The sequence below is a fragment of the Paracoccus sp. UBA889 genome, assembly GCA_002294185.1.
GTDB lineage: Bacteria > Pseudomonadota > Alphaproteobacteria > Rhodobacterales > Rhodobacteraceae > Paracoccus.
Window position 1 is genome coordinate 1 of the sequence record DBFD01000006.1, and the last position, 15,402, is coordinate 15,402.

The following is a 15,402-nucleotide window of genomic DNA, read 5'->3' on the forward strand; positions in this document are numbered from 1 at the left end:
GCCCAGAACAATTCGTGGACCGAACGCAGGGCGATGGCCAGCCAGCGCACCGGACGAAGACGATAAAACGGCGCCATCATCAGGCCGGCCACGGCCCCCCCCGCCACGCCGGCGATGGCGAAGGCCAGGGTCAGGGCGATGGCGCGCATGATCCGTTCGACGGCGCCGAAATCCGGCGACAGAAACCCCATCCCCATGCGCGACAGCGCGGCCCAGGGATCGTTTCCCGCCAGGGTGAGATCGGCGAAGGGCAGGCAGACAAGCCCCGCGATCAGAAAGCCCGCGACAATGCCGCGGCGCGTGATCGGCCTAGCGCGCATATAGCGCCTCGATCGCGGCGGTCTTTGCATCCTGGGCCGGCATGTCCAGCGCGATCCGGCCGCCATCCAGTCCGATCAGCCGCGTGGCAAAGGTCAGGGCGACCGACACATCGTGCAGCGCAAGGATCGAGGTCGGAAAGGTCGTTCCGATCAGGCCGGCCAGCGCCTGGGCCTGAACCGGATCGACGGCGGAAAGCGGCTCGTCCGCGACCAGCACGTCGCCGCCCCGATACAGCGCCCGCGCCAGTGCAACGCGCTGTTTCTGACCGCCCGACAGCGCCTCGACCGGGCGCTCGGCCTCGGGCGTCAGGCCGACGCGGGCCAGAACCTTCAGCGCCGCCGCGCGATCGGTCCGGCGCGGGCGGATCAGCGTCGCAAGATTGTAGAGCGCGCCGTGATCGTCCAGCCGTCCCATCAGCACGTTGTGCAGCGCCGAAAGCTGCGGCACCAGCGCATGGTCCTGCGGAACCAGCGCCACCCGCAGCCCGCGATCCAGCAGGGCCTGCCGGATCGCCGCCAGAAGCGTGGACTTGCCCGCCCCGCTTCGTCCCAGCAGCGCGACCCGCTGACCGGATTCGACATCCAGCGTGACGTCGCGCAGGACAGGCGCGGCGCCATAGCCCAGATCGGCGGCAATCAGCAGTTGCAAGACCTACTCCAGCAGATCCAGTTCGCGGCCTATTGTCTCGATCGGGACGTAATCGTCATTGCCGGCGGCGATGAAGGCACTGCGCGGGAAGGCCGCAAGCAGCTCCGCATCGGCCATGCCCAGCAGCGCGGCCTGCACCTTGTCGGTGAAGCCCTCGCCCCAGCGGGCATCGACATCACCACGGATCGTCCAGTTGTAATCGGGATAGGAAGGCGTCTTCCAGATCACCTTCGCCGTCTCGATTTCCGGCGCGTTTTCGGCCACGGCCTGATCGTAGACGGCAAAATTCAGCGCGCCGATCTGCCATGCCCCGGATGCGACCAACCGCAGCGTCTGGCTGTGATCGCCGGAAAAGCCGACGCGGCTGAAAAAATCGTCGGGCGCCTGCCCGGTTTTCTCGCGGATGTAATATTCCGGCATCAGTCGACCCGAGGTCGAGGTCTTGGCGCCGAAGGTGAAGGTCATGCCCCTGGCGGCCAGGGGAAAGTCGTCGGATCGGGTCAGGCCGGTTTCGGTATTGGCGATGAAATAGGTGACGAATCGCCGGTCCTCGGCGCCTTGCGCGATGGCGCGGGCCCCCGGAACCAGCAGCCGCGCCTGAACCCCGGACAGCCCGCCGAACCACGCCAGTTGCACCTGATCGTTGCGAAACGCGGTGACGGCGGCGGGATAGGACTTCACCGGGACGAATTTCACCGGGACGCCCAGCCGATCGGACAGGTAGGCCGCGACCTTGCCGAACCGCTCTGTCAGGCGGGTTTCGTCCTCGTCCGGGATGGCGCTGAAATACAGCGTCTGCTGTGCATGGGCGACGCCGATGCCAAGGGTCAGGGCAAGGGCGAACAGGATCGGGCGAAGGAAAAGGCGCATCGGAAACGGCTCCGGCATCGAATTCGGGAGGGGGCTGATAGCCGGCGGGCCGCCGGGATGCCAGACCCCGTTTGCCACGCGCCGTGTCGATGATCCGGCCCGACGGGCAAGCCGGAATCCTGTCCGGCCCAAGCGCAGCCTGCGCATCGGATGATCACCTCCGACGCTAGCAGATGTTCCGCGAAGAGTGAAGATCGGCCGATCCGTTTCGCTTGACTTGGCGTGCCGCCATCAGCAGCATGGAAATCGTACCTATCATACTGACAGGCAACAGGAGGGTCACATGAATATCGAACTCTCGCGCCGCGGCTTTCTGAGGCTGGCGGGTGCTGGGGTTGCGGCGACCTCGCTGGGGGCAATGGGCTTCGGCGAAGCAGAGGCGGCCGAGGCGGCGCATGTGCGCGCCTTCAAGCTGACCACGACCACGGAAACGCGCAACACCTGCACCTATTGTTCGGTCGCCTGCGGGATCATCATGTATTCCAAGGGCGACGTGAAGGCCGGCGAAAAGGCCGATCTTCTGCATATCGAGGGCGATGCCGACCATCCGACCAATCGCGGAACCCTGTGCCCCAAGGGCGCGGCGCTGAGGGATTTCGTGCAGGCCGAAACCCGGCTGACCCGTCCCCGCTATCGCGCCGCGGGCGCGACCGAGTTCCAGGACATCAGCTGGGACGACGCACTGAACAAGATCGCGCGCGCGCTGAAGGACGACCGCGACGCCAATCTGGTGCAGGTCAACGAGGCGGGCGTGCCGGTCAACCGCTGGACGACCACCGGCTTCCTGGCCGCCTCGGCCACCACGAACGAGACCGCATGGCTGACCTACAAGGCCGTCCGGTCGATGGGAATCGTCGGCTTCGACAACCAGGCACGCGTCTGACACGGCCCTACGGTAGCCAGTTTGGCTCCAACTTTTGGCCGTGGCGCGATGACCAACGCCTGGACCGACATCAAGAACACCGATCTGGTGATCGTGATGGGCGGCAATGCCGCCGAAGCCCATCCCTGCGGGTTCAAATGGGTCACCGAAGCCAAGGACAATCGCGGCGCCAAGCTGATCGTGGTCGATCCGCGCTATACCCGCACGGCCAGCGTGTCCGACTTCTACGCCCCGATCCGTCCGGGCAGCGACATCGCCTTCCTGATGGGCGTGATCCGCTGGTGTATCGCCAATGACAAGGTGCAGTGGGAATACGTCACGAACTTCACGAACGCCGCCCTTCTGGTAAAGGACGAGTTTGGCTGGTCGGATGGCCTGTTCACCGGCTATGACGAGGAAAAGCGCGACTACGACAAGGAAAGCTGGGACTACAAGAAGGACGCCGACGGCTACGCGCAGGTCGACATGACCCTGAAAGACCCGCGCTGTGTCTGGAACCTTCTGAAGGCCCATGTCGATGTCTACACGCCCGAATTCGTCGAGAATGTCTGCGGCACGCCGAAGGACAGGTTCCTGACCATCTGCGAGATGATCGGCGAATGCAGCGCGCGCGACAAGGTGATGACCTCGATGTATGCGCTTGGCTGGACGCAGCATTCCAAGGGTGCGCAGAACATCCGCGGGATGGCCATGTTGCAGCTGATCCTGGGCAATATCGGGATGCGCGGGGGCGGGATGAACGCGCTGCGCGGCCATTCCAACATCCAGGGCCTGACCGATCTGGGCCTGATGTCGAACCTGATCCCCGGCTATCTCAACATCCCGACGGAAAAGGAACCCGACTGGCAGACCTACATGTCCAGCCGGAACTTCACGCCGCTGCGACCGGGGCAGACCAGCTACTGGCAGAACTATTCGAAATTCATGGTCAGCTTCATGAAGGCCATGTGGGGCGATGCCGCGACCCAGGACACCGACTGGGCCTATCACTACCTGCCCAAGCTGGACGTGCCGACCTATGACGTGCTGCGCATGTTCGAACTGATGAAGCAGGGGCGGATCAACAACTACTTCTGCCAGGGCTTCAACCCGCTGATGGCGTTCCCCGACCGCACCAAGCTGACCGAGGCGCTGTCGAATCTGAAACTGCTGGTCGTCATGGACCCGCTGGAGACGGAAACCGCGCATTTCTGGCAAAATCACGGCGTCCATAACGAGGTGGACAGCGCCTCGATCCAGACCGAGGTTCTGGAACTGCCGACCACCTGCTTTGCCGAGGACGAAGGCGCGCTGGTCAATTCGGGCCGCTGGCTGCAATGGCACTGGCCGGGGGCGACGCCGCCGGGCGAGGCCAGGAACGACACCTGGATCATGGCCAACATCTTCCAGCGGGTGCGCAAGCTCTATGAGGACGAGGGCGGGATATTCCCGGAACCGATCCTCAATCTGACCTGGAACTATCAGGATCCGCTCAGCCCCTCGCCCGAGGAACTGGCCAGGGAAATGAACGGTCGCGCCCTGCGCGACGTTCCCGACCCGGCCAATCCCGGCGCCACCCTGGTCGCGGCGGGCAAGCAGCTGAAGAACTTTTCGCAATTGCAGGACGATGGCTCGACCATGTGCGGTTGCTGGATCTTCTCGGGCTGCTGGAACGAGGACGGCAACAACATGGCGCGGCGGGACAATTCCGATCCGGGCGATACCGGCCTGTTCCTGAACTGGTCCTTCTCCTGGCCGCTGAACCGGCGCATCCTGTATAACCGGGCCTCGGCCGATCTTCAGGGCAAGCCCTGGGATCCGGACCGCAAGCTGATCGAATGGACCGGCGAGAAATGGGAAGGCTACGACGTTCCCGATATCGGACTGACCTCGAAGCCCGGCGAAGTCATGCCCTTCATCATGAACCCCGAGGGAACGGGGCGGCTGTTCACGCGGGGAATGATGCGGGACGGTCCCTTCCCCAGCCACATGGAGCCCTTCGAAAGCCCGCTGGCCAACGTGCTGAACCCGAAGATGCGCGGAAATCCGGTCAGCCGGATCTTCGTGAACGATGCCGAGGCACTGGGCACCAGCGACGAGTTTCCCTTTGTCGCGACCTCGTATCGCCTGACCGAGCATTTCCACTACTGGACCAAGCACAACAAGGTGAACGCCTCGCTTCAGCCGGAATTCTTCGTCGAGATCAGCGAGGAACTGGCAGCCGAGAAGGGCATCGCCAAAGGCGGCCGCGTCCGTGTCTGGGGCAAGCGCGGCCAAGTCTGGGCCAAGGCCGTCGTGACCAGGCGGATCAAGCCGATGCAATGCGACGGCAAGACCATCCATGTCGTCGGGATTCCGCTTCACTGGGGCTTCATGGGTGTGGCCAAGAAGGGCTGGGGGCCGAACAGCCTGACGCCCTTTGTTGGCGACGCCAACGTGGAAACGCCTGAATTCAAGGCGTTCCTTGTCAATATCGAACCCGCAGCAGAGGAGCCGGTGGCATGACCGAGACCGCACCTCAACCGACCACGGCGGCAGCAAACCCACCGGTTCAACCGATGGAATCGAACCTGCTGCCGTCGGATGTCGTCCGCGCCTCGGCGACGCCGGACCTGCCTCAGCCGACGCGGCAATTGACCAAGATCGCCAAGTTGATCGATGTCAGCAAGTGTATCGGCTGCAAGGCCTGCCAGGCCGCCTGCGTGGAATGGAACGACACCAATCCCGCGATCGGCGAGAACACCGGCGTTTACGAGAACCCGCATGATCTGACGCCCGACATGTTCACGCTGATGCGCTTCAGCGAATGGGACAACCCCGCCACGAACGAACTGGAATGGCTGATCCGCAAGGATGGCTGCATGCATTGCGAGGATCCGGGCTGCCTGAAGGCCTGCCCGGCGCCCGGCGCCATCGTGCAGTATTCCAACGGCATCGTCGATTTCATCCACGAGAACTGCATCGGCTGCGGCTATTGCGTGACCGGCTGTCCCTTCGACATTCCGCGTATCAGCAAGGTCGACAACACAAGCTACAAATGCACCTTGTGTTCGGACCGGGTGGCGGTGGGACAGGGCCCGGCCTGCGCCAAGGCATGCCCGACCAAGGCGATCGTCTTCGGCACCAAGGAAGACATGGTCGCCCATGCCAACGACCGGGTCGAGGATCTGAAATCGCGCGGCTACGAAAATGCCGGCATCTATGATCCCCAGGGCGTCGGCGGCACGCATGTCTTCTACGTGCTGCACCATGCCGACAAGCCCTCGCTGTACAGCGACCTGCCCGACAATCCGCGCATCTCGCCCATCGTCGAGGGCTGGAAGGGCGTCACCAAGACCGCGGGCATGGCGGTGATGGGGGTCGCGGCGGCGGGCGCGGTATTGATGGGCCTGTTCTCCCGCAACAAGGTCGAACCCGAGGAAGAAATCGCCGCCGAGCGGCTGGTCAGGGATCGGGAGGAATTGTGATGCGTCGGCCCCTCTATTCCGAACGCGGCGATCACATCGAAAGCGCCGATCCGGTCCGCGTCAGCCGATATCGCGGCCTCACCCGGTTGAACCACTGGGTGACGGCGATCTCGCTGATCGTGCTGGCGCTGTCGGGCCTCGCCTTCTTTTCGCCCTATCTCTATTTCCTGACCTGGCTTTTCGGCGGCGGGCAGATCGCCCGCTGGCTGCATCCCTTCGTCGGCGTTCTGCTGTTCTTCAGCTTCCTGCTGCTGTTCGTGCAGATGTGGCGGCTGAACCTGCCCAAGCCCGAAGACACGACCTGGGTCGCCAATATCGGCGATGTGGTCACCGGCCATGAAGAGCGGTTGCCCGAACTGGGCAAATACAATGCCGGGCAGAAGTTCATCTTCTGGGCCATGACCATCCTGATCGTGGTCCTGATCGTGTCCGGCATCATGATGTGGGAACAATATTTCGCCGAGTTCGTTCCGATCCCCGTGCGCCGCGTCGCCACGCTGATCCATTCCCTGTCGGCGGTGGCGATCATCCTTGTCTTCATCCTGCACGTCTTCGCGGCCTTCTGGGTGCGCGGAACGCTACGCGCGATGACGCAGGGCGACGTGACCGGCGGCTGGGCCTGGCGACATCACCGCAAATGGCTGCGAGAGGTCGCTGGACGCGAAGGCCGCGACGCGGCAGAGTAGCGCGACCCTCAAACCAGTGGCCGGTCCGGCCCGGAGATACCATGACTGCGACAACTCAGCCCGACCCATCCGTCATCGGCGGCGTTCCGACGCCGCCGCTGGCATTTCTGCCCGATCCGGACAGGCTGTTCGCCACCCGCGCGCGGCGCTTTGCCTTTCTGGCAGAACATGATCCGCGTCTTGGACCCTACCTGTCCTTTCTGGCCGAACTGACCGGGTTGCAGGCCCGTCTGATCGACGAACTGCCCGCGCCCGAACCGATCCGGTCGGCCGCGATCCAGCAGGCGCGCACCCACCGGATGCCGCCGATCGACCGTGGCGATCTGGCGACCGACGAAATGCTGCACGAAACCCTGATGACGCTTTGCGATCAGGCCCAGCCCATTCCCATGCCCGAACCCGCGAAGCTGGCCTTGCAGGCGGTCCTGGCGTCGGATCTGGCCGACCGGCACTGGCTGCTGGAAAACATTCTCGCCGATCGCATCCCCGAGGATGCCGCCGCCCCGCATCTGTTCGCCGCCGCCGCCGTGCAGGTTCACATGGCGCGCCTGGCCGCGACGCTGGACGCGAAGGCGCTGGTTCCGATCCGCACCGGCATCTGTCCGGCCTGCGGCGGCCGGCCGGCGACCTCGACCGTGATGGCGGCGCAGGGCATCGAGAATTTGCGCTATGCCACCTGCGCCTGCTGCGCGACCCGCTGGAACGAGGTGCGCATCAAGTGCCTGTGCTGCGGATCGAACAAGGCGATCAGCTATCGCGCCGCGGAAAGCGACGAGGCCGCAGTGCGGGCCGAGGTCTGTTCGGAATGCCGGTCCTGGGTCAAGATTTTCTACCTTGCCAGGAATCACAGCCTCGATGCCATCGCCGATGATGTCGGCTCGCTGGGGCTGGATTTGCTGATGAAGGAAACCGATTTCAGCCGGGGCGGCATCAACCCCTATCTGGCCGGATATTGATGCAGGGCTTTCGCGCCCTGCCCTCGGTCGATCAGCTTCTGCAATCGGAAACCGGACTGGGGCTGATCGCGGAACATGGCCGCGCCATGGTGACGCGGACCGCCCGCGCGCGGCTTGATCTGGCCCGTGCCGCGATCCGGCAGGGCGCCGATGGCGCGGTCGAGGCGGCCCGCCTGCCGCATCTGCTGGCCGCCGATCTGGCCGCGGCGGCGCAATCCGGCCTGCGCCCGATCCTGAACCTGACCGGCACGATCCTGCATACCAATCTGGGCCGCGCCATCCTTGCCCCCGAGGCGATCGAGGCCGGCGCGACGGCCATGGCCGCGCCGGTGGCGCTGGAATTCGATCTGCGCAGCGGCGGTCGCGGCCAGCGCGACGATCACCTGCGCGATCTTCTGTGCGAGCTGACCGGGGCCGATGATGCCACCATCGTCAACAACAACGCCGCCGCCGTCCTGATCGCGCTGAACACGCTGGCCCGGGACCGCGAGGCCATCGTCTCGCGCGGCGAACTGATCGAGATCGGCGGCGCCTTCCGGATGCCTGACATCATGGGCCGCGCGGGCGCCTGTCTGGTCGAGGTCGGCACCACCAACCGCACCCATACCCGCGACTACGAGGATGCGATCACGCCACGAACCGGCGTCATCATGAAGGTCCATACCTCGAACTACCGGATCGAGGGCTTCACCGCCGAGGTTCCGGGCCCGCAGCTTGCGCGGATCGCCACCCGTTCGGCGGTGCCGCTGCTGAACGATCTGGGCGCCGGCTCGCTGGTCGACCTGTCCCGCTGGGGCCTGCGGCGCGAGCCGACCGTGGCCGAGGCGGTGGCCGATGGGGCGGATCTTGTCACCTTCTCGGGGGACAAGCTGCTGGGCGGGCCGCAGGCAGGCTTCATCGTCGGCCGGCGCGACCTGATCGCACGGATCAACCGGAATCCGCTGAAGCGCGCCCTGCGACTGGACAAGATCCGCATCGCGGCGATGCAGGCCACCTTGCGGCTTTATCGCGACCCAGACCGGCTGATGGAGCGATTGCCGGTGCTGCGGTTTCTGGCCCGCCCGCAATCCGAGATCGCAGCACAGGCGCAAAGGCTGGCCCCGCAAGTGGCGGTCCTGCTGGCTCCGCTGGGATACGAGGCGGAGGTTTGCGCGTGCAGCAGCCAGATCGGGTCGGGCGCACTGCCGGTCGATACGATCGCTTCGGCCGGGCTGCGGCTGACCGGCGCGGGCGGCGATGCGCCGGACCGGCTTTCGGCCCGGCTGCGCGCCCTGCCCCGACCCGTCATCGGCCATATCCACGATGGCGCGATGGTGCTGGACCTGCGCTGTCTCGAGGATGACGACACGCTGCTGACGGCGCTGGCCGCGCTATGATCGTCGGGACCGCTGGCCACATCGACCACGGCAAGACGGCGCTGGTGAAGGCGCTGACCGGCACCGATGCCGACCGGCTGGCCGAGGAAAAGGCGCGCGGCATCACCATCGACCTGGGTTTCGCCTATACCGACCTGAGCGGCGGCGCGATCACCGGCTTTGTCGATGTGCCGGGGCACGAAAAGCTGATCCACACCATGCTGGCCGGGGCCGGCGGGATCGACCTCGCGCTGCTGGTCGTCGCCGCCGATGATGGCGTCATGCCGCAGACGCGCGAACATCTGGCGATCCTCGATCTTCTGGGCATCACGCGCGGGATCGTCGCCCTGACCAAGGCCGATCTGGCCGATGACGCACGCCGCGTGGAACTCCGCGCCCAGATCCGCGCGACGCTGGCGCCGACCGGACTGGCCAACGCCGCCATAGTCCCGGTCTCGTCCCTGACCGGCGAGGGGATTGCGCCGCTGCGCCGTCTGCTGATCGAGGCCGAGGCCGCCACCGCGCCACGGCGGGACGACGCCCCGTTCCGGCTGGCCGTGGATCGAAGCTTCACCCTTGCGGGTGTCGGCACCGTCGTCACCGGCACGGTCATCAGCGGGCGCGTCGATATCGGCGATCCGGTCACGATCAGCCCGCGGGGCCTGGCGGCGCGGGTGCGTGGCATCCACAGCCAGAACCGGCCCGCCGAGACAGGATCGGCCGGACAACGCTGCGCACTGAACCTGTCGGGCGAGGGGATCGGGAAAGATGCCGTCGCTCGCGGAGACATGATCCTGTCACCACCGCTTCACGCCCCAACCGACCGCATCGACGCCTGGCTGGATGTGATGGCGAACGAACCGAAATCCATCGGAAACTGGTTTCCCGCCCGCCTGCACACCCACGCGGCCGAGGCCGGCGCGCGGATCGTGCCATTGTCGGAACCGATTCCGCCCGGCGCCAGCGGCCCGGTCCAGATCGTGCTGGATCGCCCGGTCGCCGCCGCGATCGGGGACCGCTTCATCCTGCGCGACGTTTCGGCCAGCCGGTCGCTTGGCGGCGGTGTCTTCCTGGACCTGCGTCCGCCGGCCCGCAAAAGGCGCGCAGCGGCAAGGCTGGCGCTGATCGAGGCTGCGCGCGACCGGAATGACGGCGCCGCCCTTGCCGCGATGCTGGCCGTCGCGCCGGTCGATCTGCCGGTCTTCACGCGGGATCGGGCCCTCTCGATTCCGGACGCGCAGAACGCGATCCGAACCGCGGGCGCGGTCATCCTGGGCGATCTGGCCCTGTCGCACGATCACCTGGACGGGCTGCGGACGCAGTTGCAACAGGCGTTGGCCCGATTTCACGAACAGAACCCCGACATGGCGGGCCTGGGCCGCGAAAAACTGCGCCTGGCGCTGACGCCGCGCCTGCCCAAGCCCGAATTCCTGTCCTTTCTGCGCGACGAGGCCGGGGCCGGGCGCGCGGTCATGGACGGTGCCTTTCTGCGCCTGCCCGGTCACGAGGTTCGCCTGTCGCCCGAGGATGAGGCGCTGTGGCTGCGCATCGTCCCGGCCCTGACAGGCGATGGCCGTTTCCGCCCGCCGCGCGTCCGCGATTTCGCGACCGAGACGGGTGTGGAGGAACGCGAGGTGCGGCGGGTGCTGAAGCTGACGCAGAAGCTGGGGCGCACCGACCAGATCGCGCATGACCATTTCTTCGCCCGCACCGTCACTGCCGAAATGGTGGCTATCGCGGTCGATGTCGCGGCGAAGACCGAAGACGGCTGGTTCGGCGCCCCTGCCTTCCGCGACAGGATGGGTAACGGACGCAAGGTCGCCATCGAGATCCTGGATTTTCTGGATCGCCTTGGGGTCACCTTGCGCCGCGGCGATTTGCGTCGCATCAATCCCCACAGGGTGGATCTGTTCGGCACGGCGGAACAGCGCGATGGAAGGGAATCGTCCCCGGTGGGGCGGCCGGACTTCAAATCCGGTTGGGGCAGCGAGCCTGTCCCGGGTGGGTTCGACTCCCATTCCCTTCCGCCAGAAAAGCGGCGGGGCTGACGCGCGGCTCTGGATTCCGGCTCGAACGGATCGGTCCCGCAGGCCCGGAACCGAAGGCGCGTTGTCCTTGCGCCCCGGCAGGCCGCCCGCATGGCGGTATGGGCCGCGATCCGTGATGCAACCGGCCGCGGAATCGGGTTGCGCAGGCCGCCCCCCGGCCATCGCCCCCCCGGCGAAAGTCTGTTTCGGGCGGCCTAATGTCGCAACCGGCGTATCGGGCGGATCTCGCGCAGCTATTCTGCGCCCAGATGTCAGGTGCGGCCGCGGAACTCGAGCCAAGGCCGATAATTGGGAAGCAGGTGAAAATCCGGAACTGCCCCCGCAACGGTAAGGAGCGAACGGCCACGACAAGAGCCACTGGAGTCAAGCCTCCGGGAAGGCGTCGGGTCGGCGGCATGGCCGAAGCCCCAAGTCCGGAAACCAGCCAGACATGACGTCAAACCGCGGGCGGCGGCAGAGGCGATCCTGCGTCGCGCCATCTCATCGGCGCGGGGCCGATCCCGTCTGCCGCGCCCCTCAGCATATCGCCGGAGATGTCCGGCAACGGAGAAAGAGGCCATGACCGCAGAGGCCAAAGCACGCGACCTGCTGAACCGGCGCGAACCGAATCATTCGCTGGAACGGGCGTTCTATACGGATGCCGATCTTCATGCGATCGATCTGGAACAGATTTTCTATCGCGACTGGTTGTATGCCGCACCGTCCTGCGCGCTACCCAAGGCGGGAAGCTATGTCACCCATCAGGTCGGCGCCTACCGGCTGATGATCGTGCGCGGCGCGGACAGGGTGATCCGGGCGTTCCACAATACCTGCCGGCATCGCGGCTCGATCATCTGCAAGGGCGCTTCGGGCCACGTGCCGAAACTGGTCTGCCCCTATCATCAATGGACCTACGAACTGGACGGCCGCCTGATCTGGGCGCGGGACATGGGGCCGGATTTCGATGCCACGAAACACGGGTTGAAGGCGATCCATTGCCGCGAAGTGTCGGGGCTGGTCTATCTGTGCCTGGCCGAGGAGGCCCCGGATTTCGACGCCTTCGCCGCCATGGCCCAGCCCTATCTGGCGTCGCACGATCTGGATCAGGCCAAGATCGCCCATCAATCGACCATCATCGAGAACGGCAACTGGAAGCTGGTCTGGGAAAACAACCGCGAATGTTATCATTGCGGCGGCAACCACCCGGCCCTGTGCCGCACCTTCCCCGACGATCCGGTGATCAGCGGAATCGAGGAAGGCGGCCCCCCGCCCCATCTTCAGGCGCATTTCCGGCGTTGCGAGGCGGCCGGACTGCCCGCGCAGTTCCGCATCGCGGAGAGCGGACAATACCGCTTTGCCCGGATGCCGCTGAAGGTCGGGGCAAAAAGCTATACCATGACCGGCGATCCGGCCGTGAGACGCCGGCTGGGTCGGGTGCCCTTCGACGACGCGGGCGCGCTGCTGAAATTCCACTATCCGACGACGTGGAACCATTTCCTGCCCGATCACTCGATCACATTCCGGGTGACCCCGCTCGGTCCGCAGCAGACCGAGGTCCAGACGACCTGGCTGGTCGACAAGGACGCCGTCGAGGGCGTTGATTACGACCTGAAGACCCTGACCGAGGTCTGGGTGGCCACCAATGACGAGGATCGCCGCGTGGTCGAGGACAACCAGCTTGGCATCAATTCGCCCGCCTATCGCCCCGGACCCTATTCCGCGGTGCAGGAGGGCGGCGTGATCCAGTTCGTGGACTGGTATTGCGAGACGCTGGGCAATCGTATCCAGCCGGTGCGGGTGGCCGCCGAATGAGAATGCCGCAGCCCGAAATCTCGCATCCGGTGCTGGTCTGGGACGGGGCCGAGATGCTTGAATGCGTCACCGTCACACCCGAGGCGCCCAACGTGGCCAGCTTCTGTTTCCAGTCGCCGACGGGTGCGATCTTTTCCTTCGTGCCGGGCCAGTTCCTGACGCTGGAACTGCCGCTGCCAAAGGGGACGCTTCACCGGACCTTCACCATCTCGTCCTCGCCTTCGCGGCCGATGTCGATCTCGGTCACGGTCAAGGCGCAACCTGGCAGTCTTGGCACGCGCTGGATGCTGGACCATCTGAAACCGGGAATGCGGATCAGGGCCACCAGACCGGCCGGGCGCTTTTCCAGCCACCACCATCCGTCCGAGAAATACCTGTTCATCTCGGCCGGGTCGGGGATCACGCCGATGATGTCGATGACGACCTGGATGTTCGATCTGGGCCGGCCCGCCGACGTGGTTTTCGTCAATTGCGCCAGGCGCCCCTCCGACATCATCTTCCGCCGCCGGCTGGAACACATGGCCAGCCGTTTTCCGGAAATCAGCCTGCGATTCGTCGTCGAGGAAACCGACCGCTTTCAGCCCTGGACCGGCTATCAGGGCATGTTCAACCAGTTGATGCTGGGCCTGATGGCGCCGGATTACCTGACACGAGAGGTGTTCTGCTGCGGCCCCGAACCCTTCATGCAGGCGGTGCGCGACGCGCTGGCGGGGCTGGGCTTCGACATGGCGCGCTATCATCAGGAAAGCTTCCACCCCTCGCTGGCCGAGGAAGCCCTGGACCCGGTCCTTGGCGATGTCGTGCCCGATCAGGCCGCCGAGGCCGAGATCGCCTTTGCTTTGGCCGGCGTCAGCCGGACCTGCTCGGAAACCGACACGATCCTTGCGACCGCGCGGTCCGCCGGGCTGAACATCCCCTCGGGCTGCACCTTCGGGGTCTGCGGCACCTGCCGGATCCGGAAGTTGTCCGGCCAGGTCCACATGGTCCACAATGGCGGCATCACCGACGAGGATATCGAGGCGGGTTACGTGCTGGCCTGCTGCTCGCACCCGATCGGCAAGGTCGAGGTCGAGGTCTGAGGGGACCCGCGCCCGTGTGACCCAGGGCCTTAGATCGAGGTCAGCAGGATGCTTGTCTCGCTGTTGCGGACGCCCTGGATCATGCGGACCTCGCGCAGAACGCGGTCGAATTCGACCAGGTTTTCCACCGCGATCTCGGCGACCAGATCCCATTTTCCGCTGGTCGTATGGATCCGGCGCAATTGCGGCAGGCCGCGCAATCTGCTGATGACATGTGTCGTCGTGCGGCCCTCGACCTCGATCATCATTACCGCGCGCACCGCGTTTCCCTCGCCGTCCTCGCGAACCCGCGCGGTGAAGCCAAGCAGCGTGCCCGAGGCCAGCAAACGATCCAGCCGCGACTGCACCGTGCCGCGTGACAGCCCCATGATCTGGGCCAGCTTCGACACCGGCGCCCGGCCGTCATGGCGCAGCAGACCGATCAGCCGCCGGTCGTGGTCGTCGAGGCTCTGTCTGGCATCGTCTTGGATGGACACAAGATGTCATCCTGCGCAATATCAGGTCGCAAAATGCATAGCCGACCCGCAAGATTCCGGCAAGTTCGCCCTGTTGCATGCAGACTGCGCCGTGGAGAATGGCGAAATCTGACCGAAAGGATGAACCATGCCCGTCCCGAAACCATCGGATCTGGCCTATGTGCCCTTTGTCAGCGTCGAGAACATGATGCGGCTGATCCATTGCATCGGCCTGTCCCGGATGCTGGAGGGCCTTGCGACCTATATCGAGGATGATTTTCGCCGCTGGCAGGATTTCGACAAGACCCCGCGCGTCGCGGCCCATTCCGAGGATGGCGTGATCGAGTTGATGCCGACCTCGGACGGGCAGACCTATGGCTTCAAATATGTGAATGGCCATCCCAAGAACACGCGAGACGGACGCCAGACCGTCACCGCCTTCGGCCTGCTGGCCGATGTCGGCAACGGCTATCCGGTCCTGCTGACGGAAATGACCATCCTGACCGCCCTGCGGACGGCGGCGACCTCGGCGCTGGTGGCGAAATATCTGGCGCCCGCCGGGGCCGACACGATGGCGATGATCGGCAATGGCGCCCAATCCGAATTTCAGGCGCTGGCGATGCAGGCCCTGTGCGGGATTACCCGGCTTCGGCTGTACGACATCGACCCGAAGGCGACCGCCAAGACGATGCGCAACCTGGCCGGACAAGGTTTCGACCTGTCCGCCTGCAAAACCCCGCAGGAGGCGGTCGAGGGCGCACAGATCATCACCACCTGCACCGCCGACAAGCAATATGCGACGATCCTGTCCGACAACATGGTCGGCGCCGGGGTCCACATCAACGCCATCGGCGGCGACTGCCC

11 protein-coding genes, 1 tRNA gene, 2 pseudogenes and 1 riboswitch are annotated in these 15,402 nt (G+C 65.5%); of the genes and pseudogenes, 10 read left to right on the forward strand and 4 right to left on the reverse strand.

Annotated elements, in window-relative coordinates:
* From B4L36_RS00745 to B4L36_RS00755, 3 genes and pseudogenes are all read right to left on the reverse strand, one after another.
* Positions 1–320, reverse strand: a pseudogene (locus B4L36_RS00745) (ABC transporter permease); the annotation flags it as partial.
* On the reverse strand, positions 310–969 hold the full coding sequence (locus B4L36_RS00750) for an ATP-binding cassette domain-containing protein (protein ID WP_292950888.1): 660 nt from the start codon (positions 967–969) through the stop codon (positions 310–312). The gene B4L36_RS00750 and the pseudogene B4L36_RS00745, both read right to left, overlap by 11 nt.
* A gap of 3 nt (positions 970–972) precedes the next feature.
* Complete coding sequence (locus B4L36_RS00755; RefSeq protein ID WP_292950890.1) at positions 973–1,839, reverse strand: putative selenate ABC transporter substrate-binding protein; 867 nt, start codon at positions 1,837–1,839, stop codon at positions 973–975.
* A gap of 283 nt (positions 1,840–2,122) precedes the next feature.
* On the opposite strand from B4L36_RS00755, the gene fdnG reads away from it, so the two are divergent.
* The 9 genes and pseudogenes from fdnG (at position 2,123) to B4L36_RS00800 (ending at position 14,083) form a co-directional block, all read left to right on the forward strand.
* Complete coding sequence (gene fdnG, locus B4L36_RS00760) at positions 2,123–5,206, forward strand: formate dehydrogenase-N subunit alpha (RefSeq protein WP_292950892.1); 3,084 nt, start codon at positions 2,123–2,125, stop codon at positions 5,204–5,206.
* The gene (fdxH, locus tag B4L36_RS00765) at positions 5,203–6,168 is read left to right on the forward strand and encodes a formate dehydrogenase subunit beta (RefSeq protein WP_292950894.1); all 966 of its coding nucleotides are present in this window, start codon (positions 5,203–5,205) and stop codon (positions 6,166–6,168) included. The genes fdnG and fdxH overlap by 4 nt, the downstream gene beginning before the upstream one ends.
* On the forward strand, positions 6,168–6,854 hold the full coding sequence (locus B4L36_RS00770; protein WP_292950896.1) for a formate dehydrogenase subunit gamma: 687 nt from the start codon (positions 6,168–6,170) through the stop codon (positions 6,852–6,854). The genes fdxH and B4L36_RS00770 overlap by 1 nt, the downstream gene beginning before the upstream one ends.
* A gap of 41 nt (positions 6,855–6,895) precedes the next feature.
* The gene (gene fdhE / locus B4L36_RS00775; protein WP_292950898.1) at positions 6,896–7,810 is read left to right on the forward strand and encodes a formate dehydrogenase accessory protein FdhE; all 915 of its coding nucleotides are present in this window, start codon (positions 6,896–6,898) and stop codon (positions 7,808–7,810) included.
* Complete coding sequence (selA, locus tag B4L36_RS00780) at positions 7,810–9,186, forward strand: L-seryl-tRNA(Sec) selenium transferase (protein WP_292950900.1); 1,377 nt, start codon at positions 7,810–7,812, stop codon at positions 9,184–9,186. Before fdhE ends, selA begins: the two co-directional genes overlap by 1 nt.
* Positions 9,183–11,039, forward strand: a pseudogene (gene selB / locus B4L36_RS00785) (selenocysteine-specific translation elongation factor); the annotation flags it as partial. The gene selA and the pseudogene selB, both read left to right, overlap by 4 nt.
* A gap of 60 nt (positions 11,040–11,099) precedes the next feature.
* A tRNA-Sec gene (locus B4L36_RS00790) sits at positions 11,100–11,195 on the forward strand.
* Between the two features lie 254 nt (positions 11,196–11,449).
* A riboswitch (cobalamin riboswitch) is annotated at positions 11,450–11,656 on the forward strand.
* A gap of 115 nt (positions 11,657–11,771) precedes the next feature.
* On the forward strand, positions 11,772–13,004 hold the full coding sequence (locus tag B4L36_RS00795) for an aromatic ring-hydroxylating oxygenase subunit alpha (protein WP_292950902.1): 1,233 nt from the start codon (positions 11,772–11,774) through the stop codon (positions 13,002–13,004).
* A complete protein-coding gene (locus B4L36_RS00800) occupies positions 13,001–14,083 on the forward strand; it encodes a hybrid-cluster NAD(P)-dependent oxidoreductase (protein WP_292950904.1) in 1,083 nt (360 codons plus the stop codon). Before B4L36_RS00795 ends, B4L36_RS00800 begins: the two co-directional genes overlap by 4 nt.
* A 29-nt stretch (positions 14,084–14,112) precedes the next feature.
* Here the strand turns inward: B4L36_RS00800 and B4L36_RS00805 are convergent, their stop codons facing one another.
* A complete protein-coding gene (locus tag B4L36_RS00805; RefSeq protein ID WP_292950906.1) occupies positions 14,113–14,559 on the reverse strand; it encodes an Lrp/AsnC family transcriptional regulator in 447 nt (148 codons plus the stop codon).
* 127 nt (positions 14,560–14,686) lie between these two features.
* Between B4L36_RS00805 and B4L36_RS00810 the strand changes: the two genes are divergently transcribed.
* Positions 14,687–15,402: ornithine cyclodeaminase (locus B4L36_RS00810; protein ID WP_292950908.1), on the forward strand; the 716-nt coding region annotated here is incomplete at its 3' end.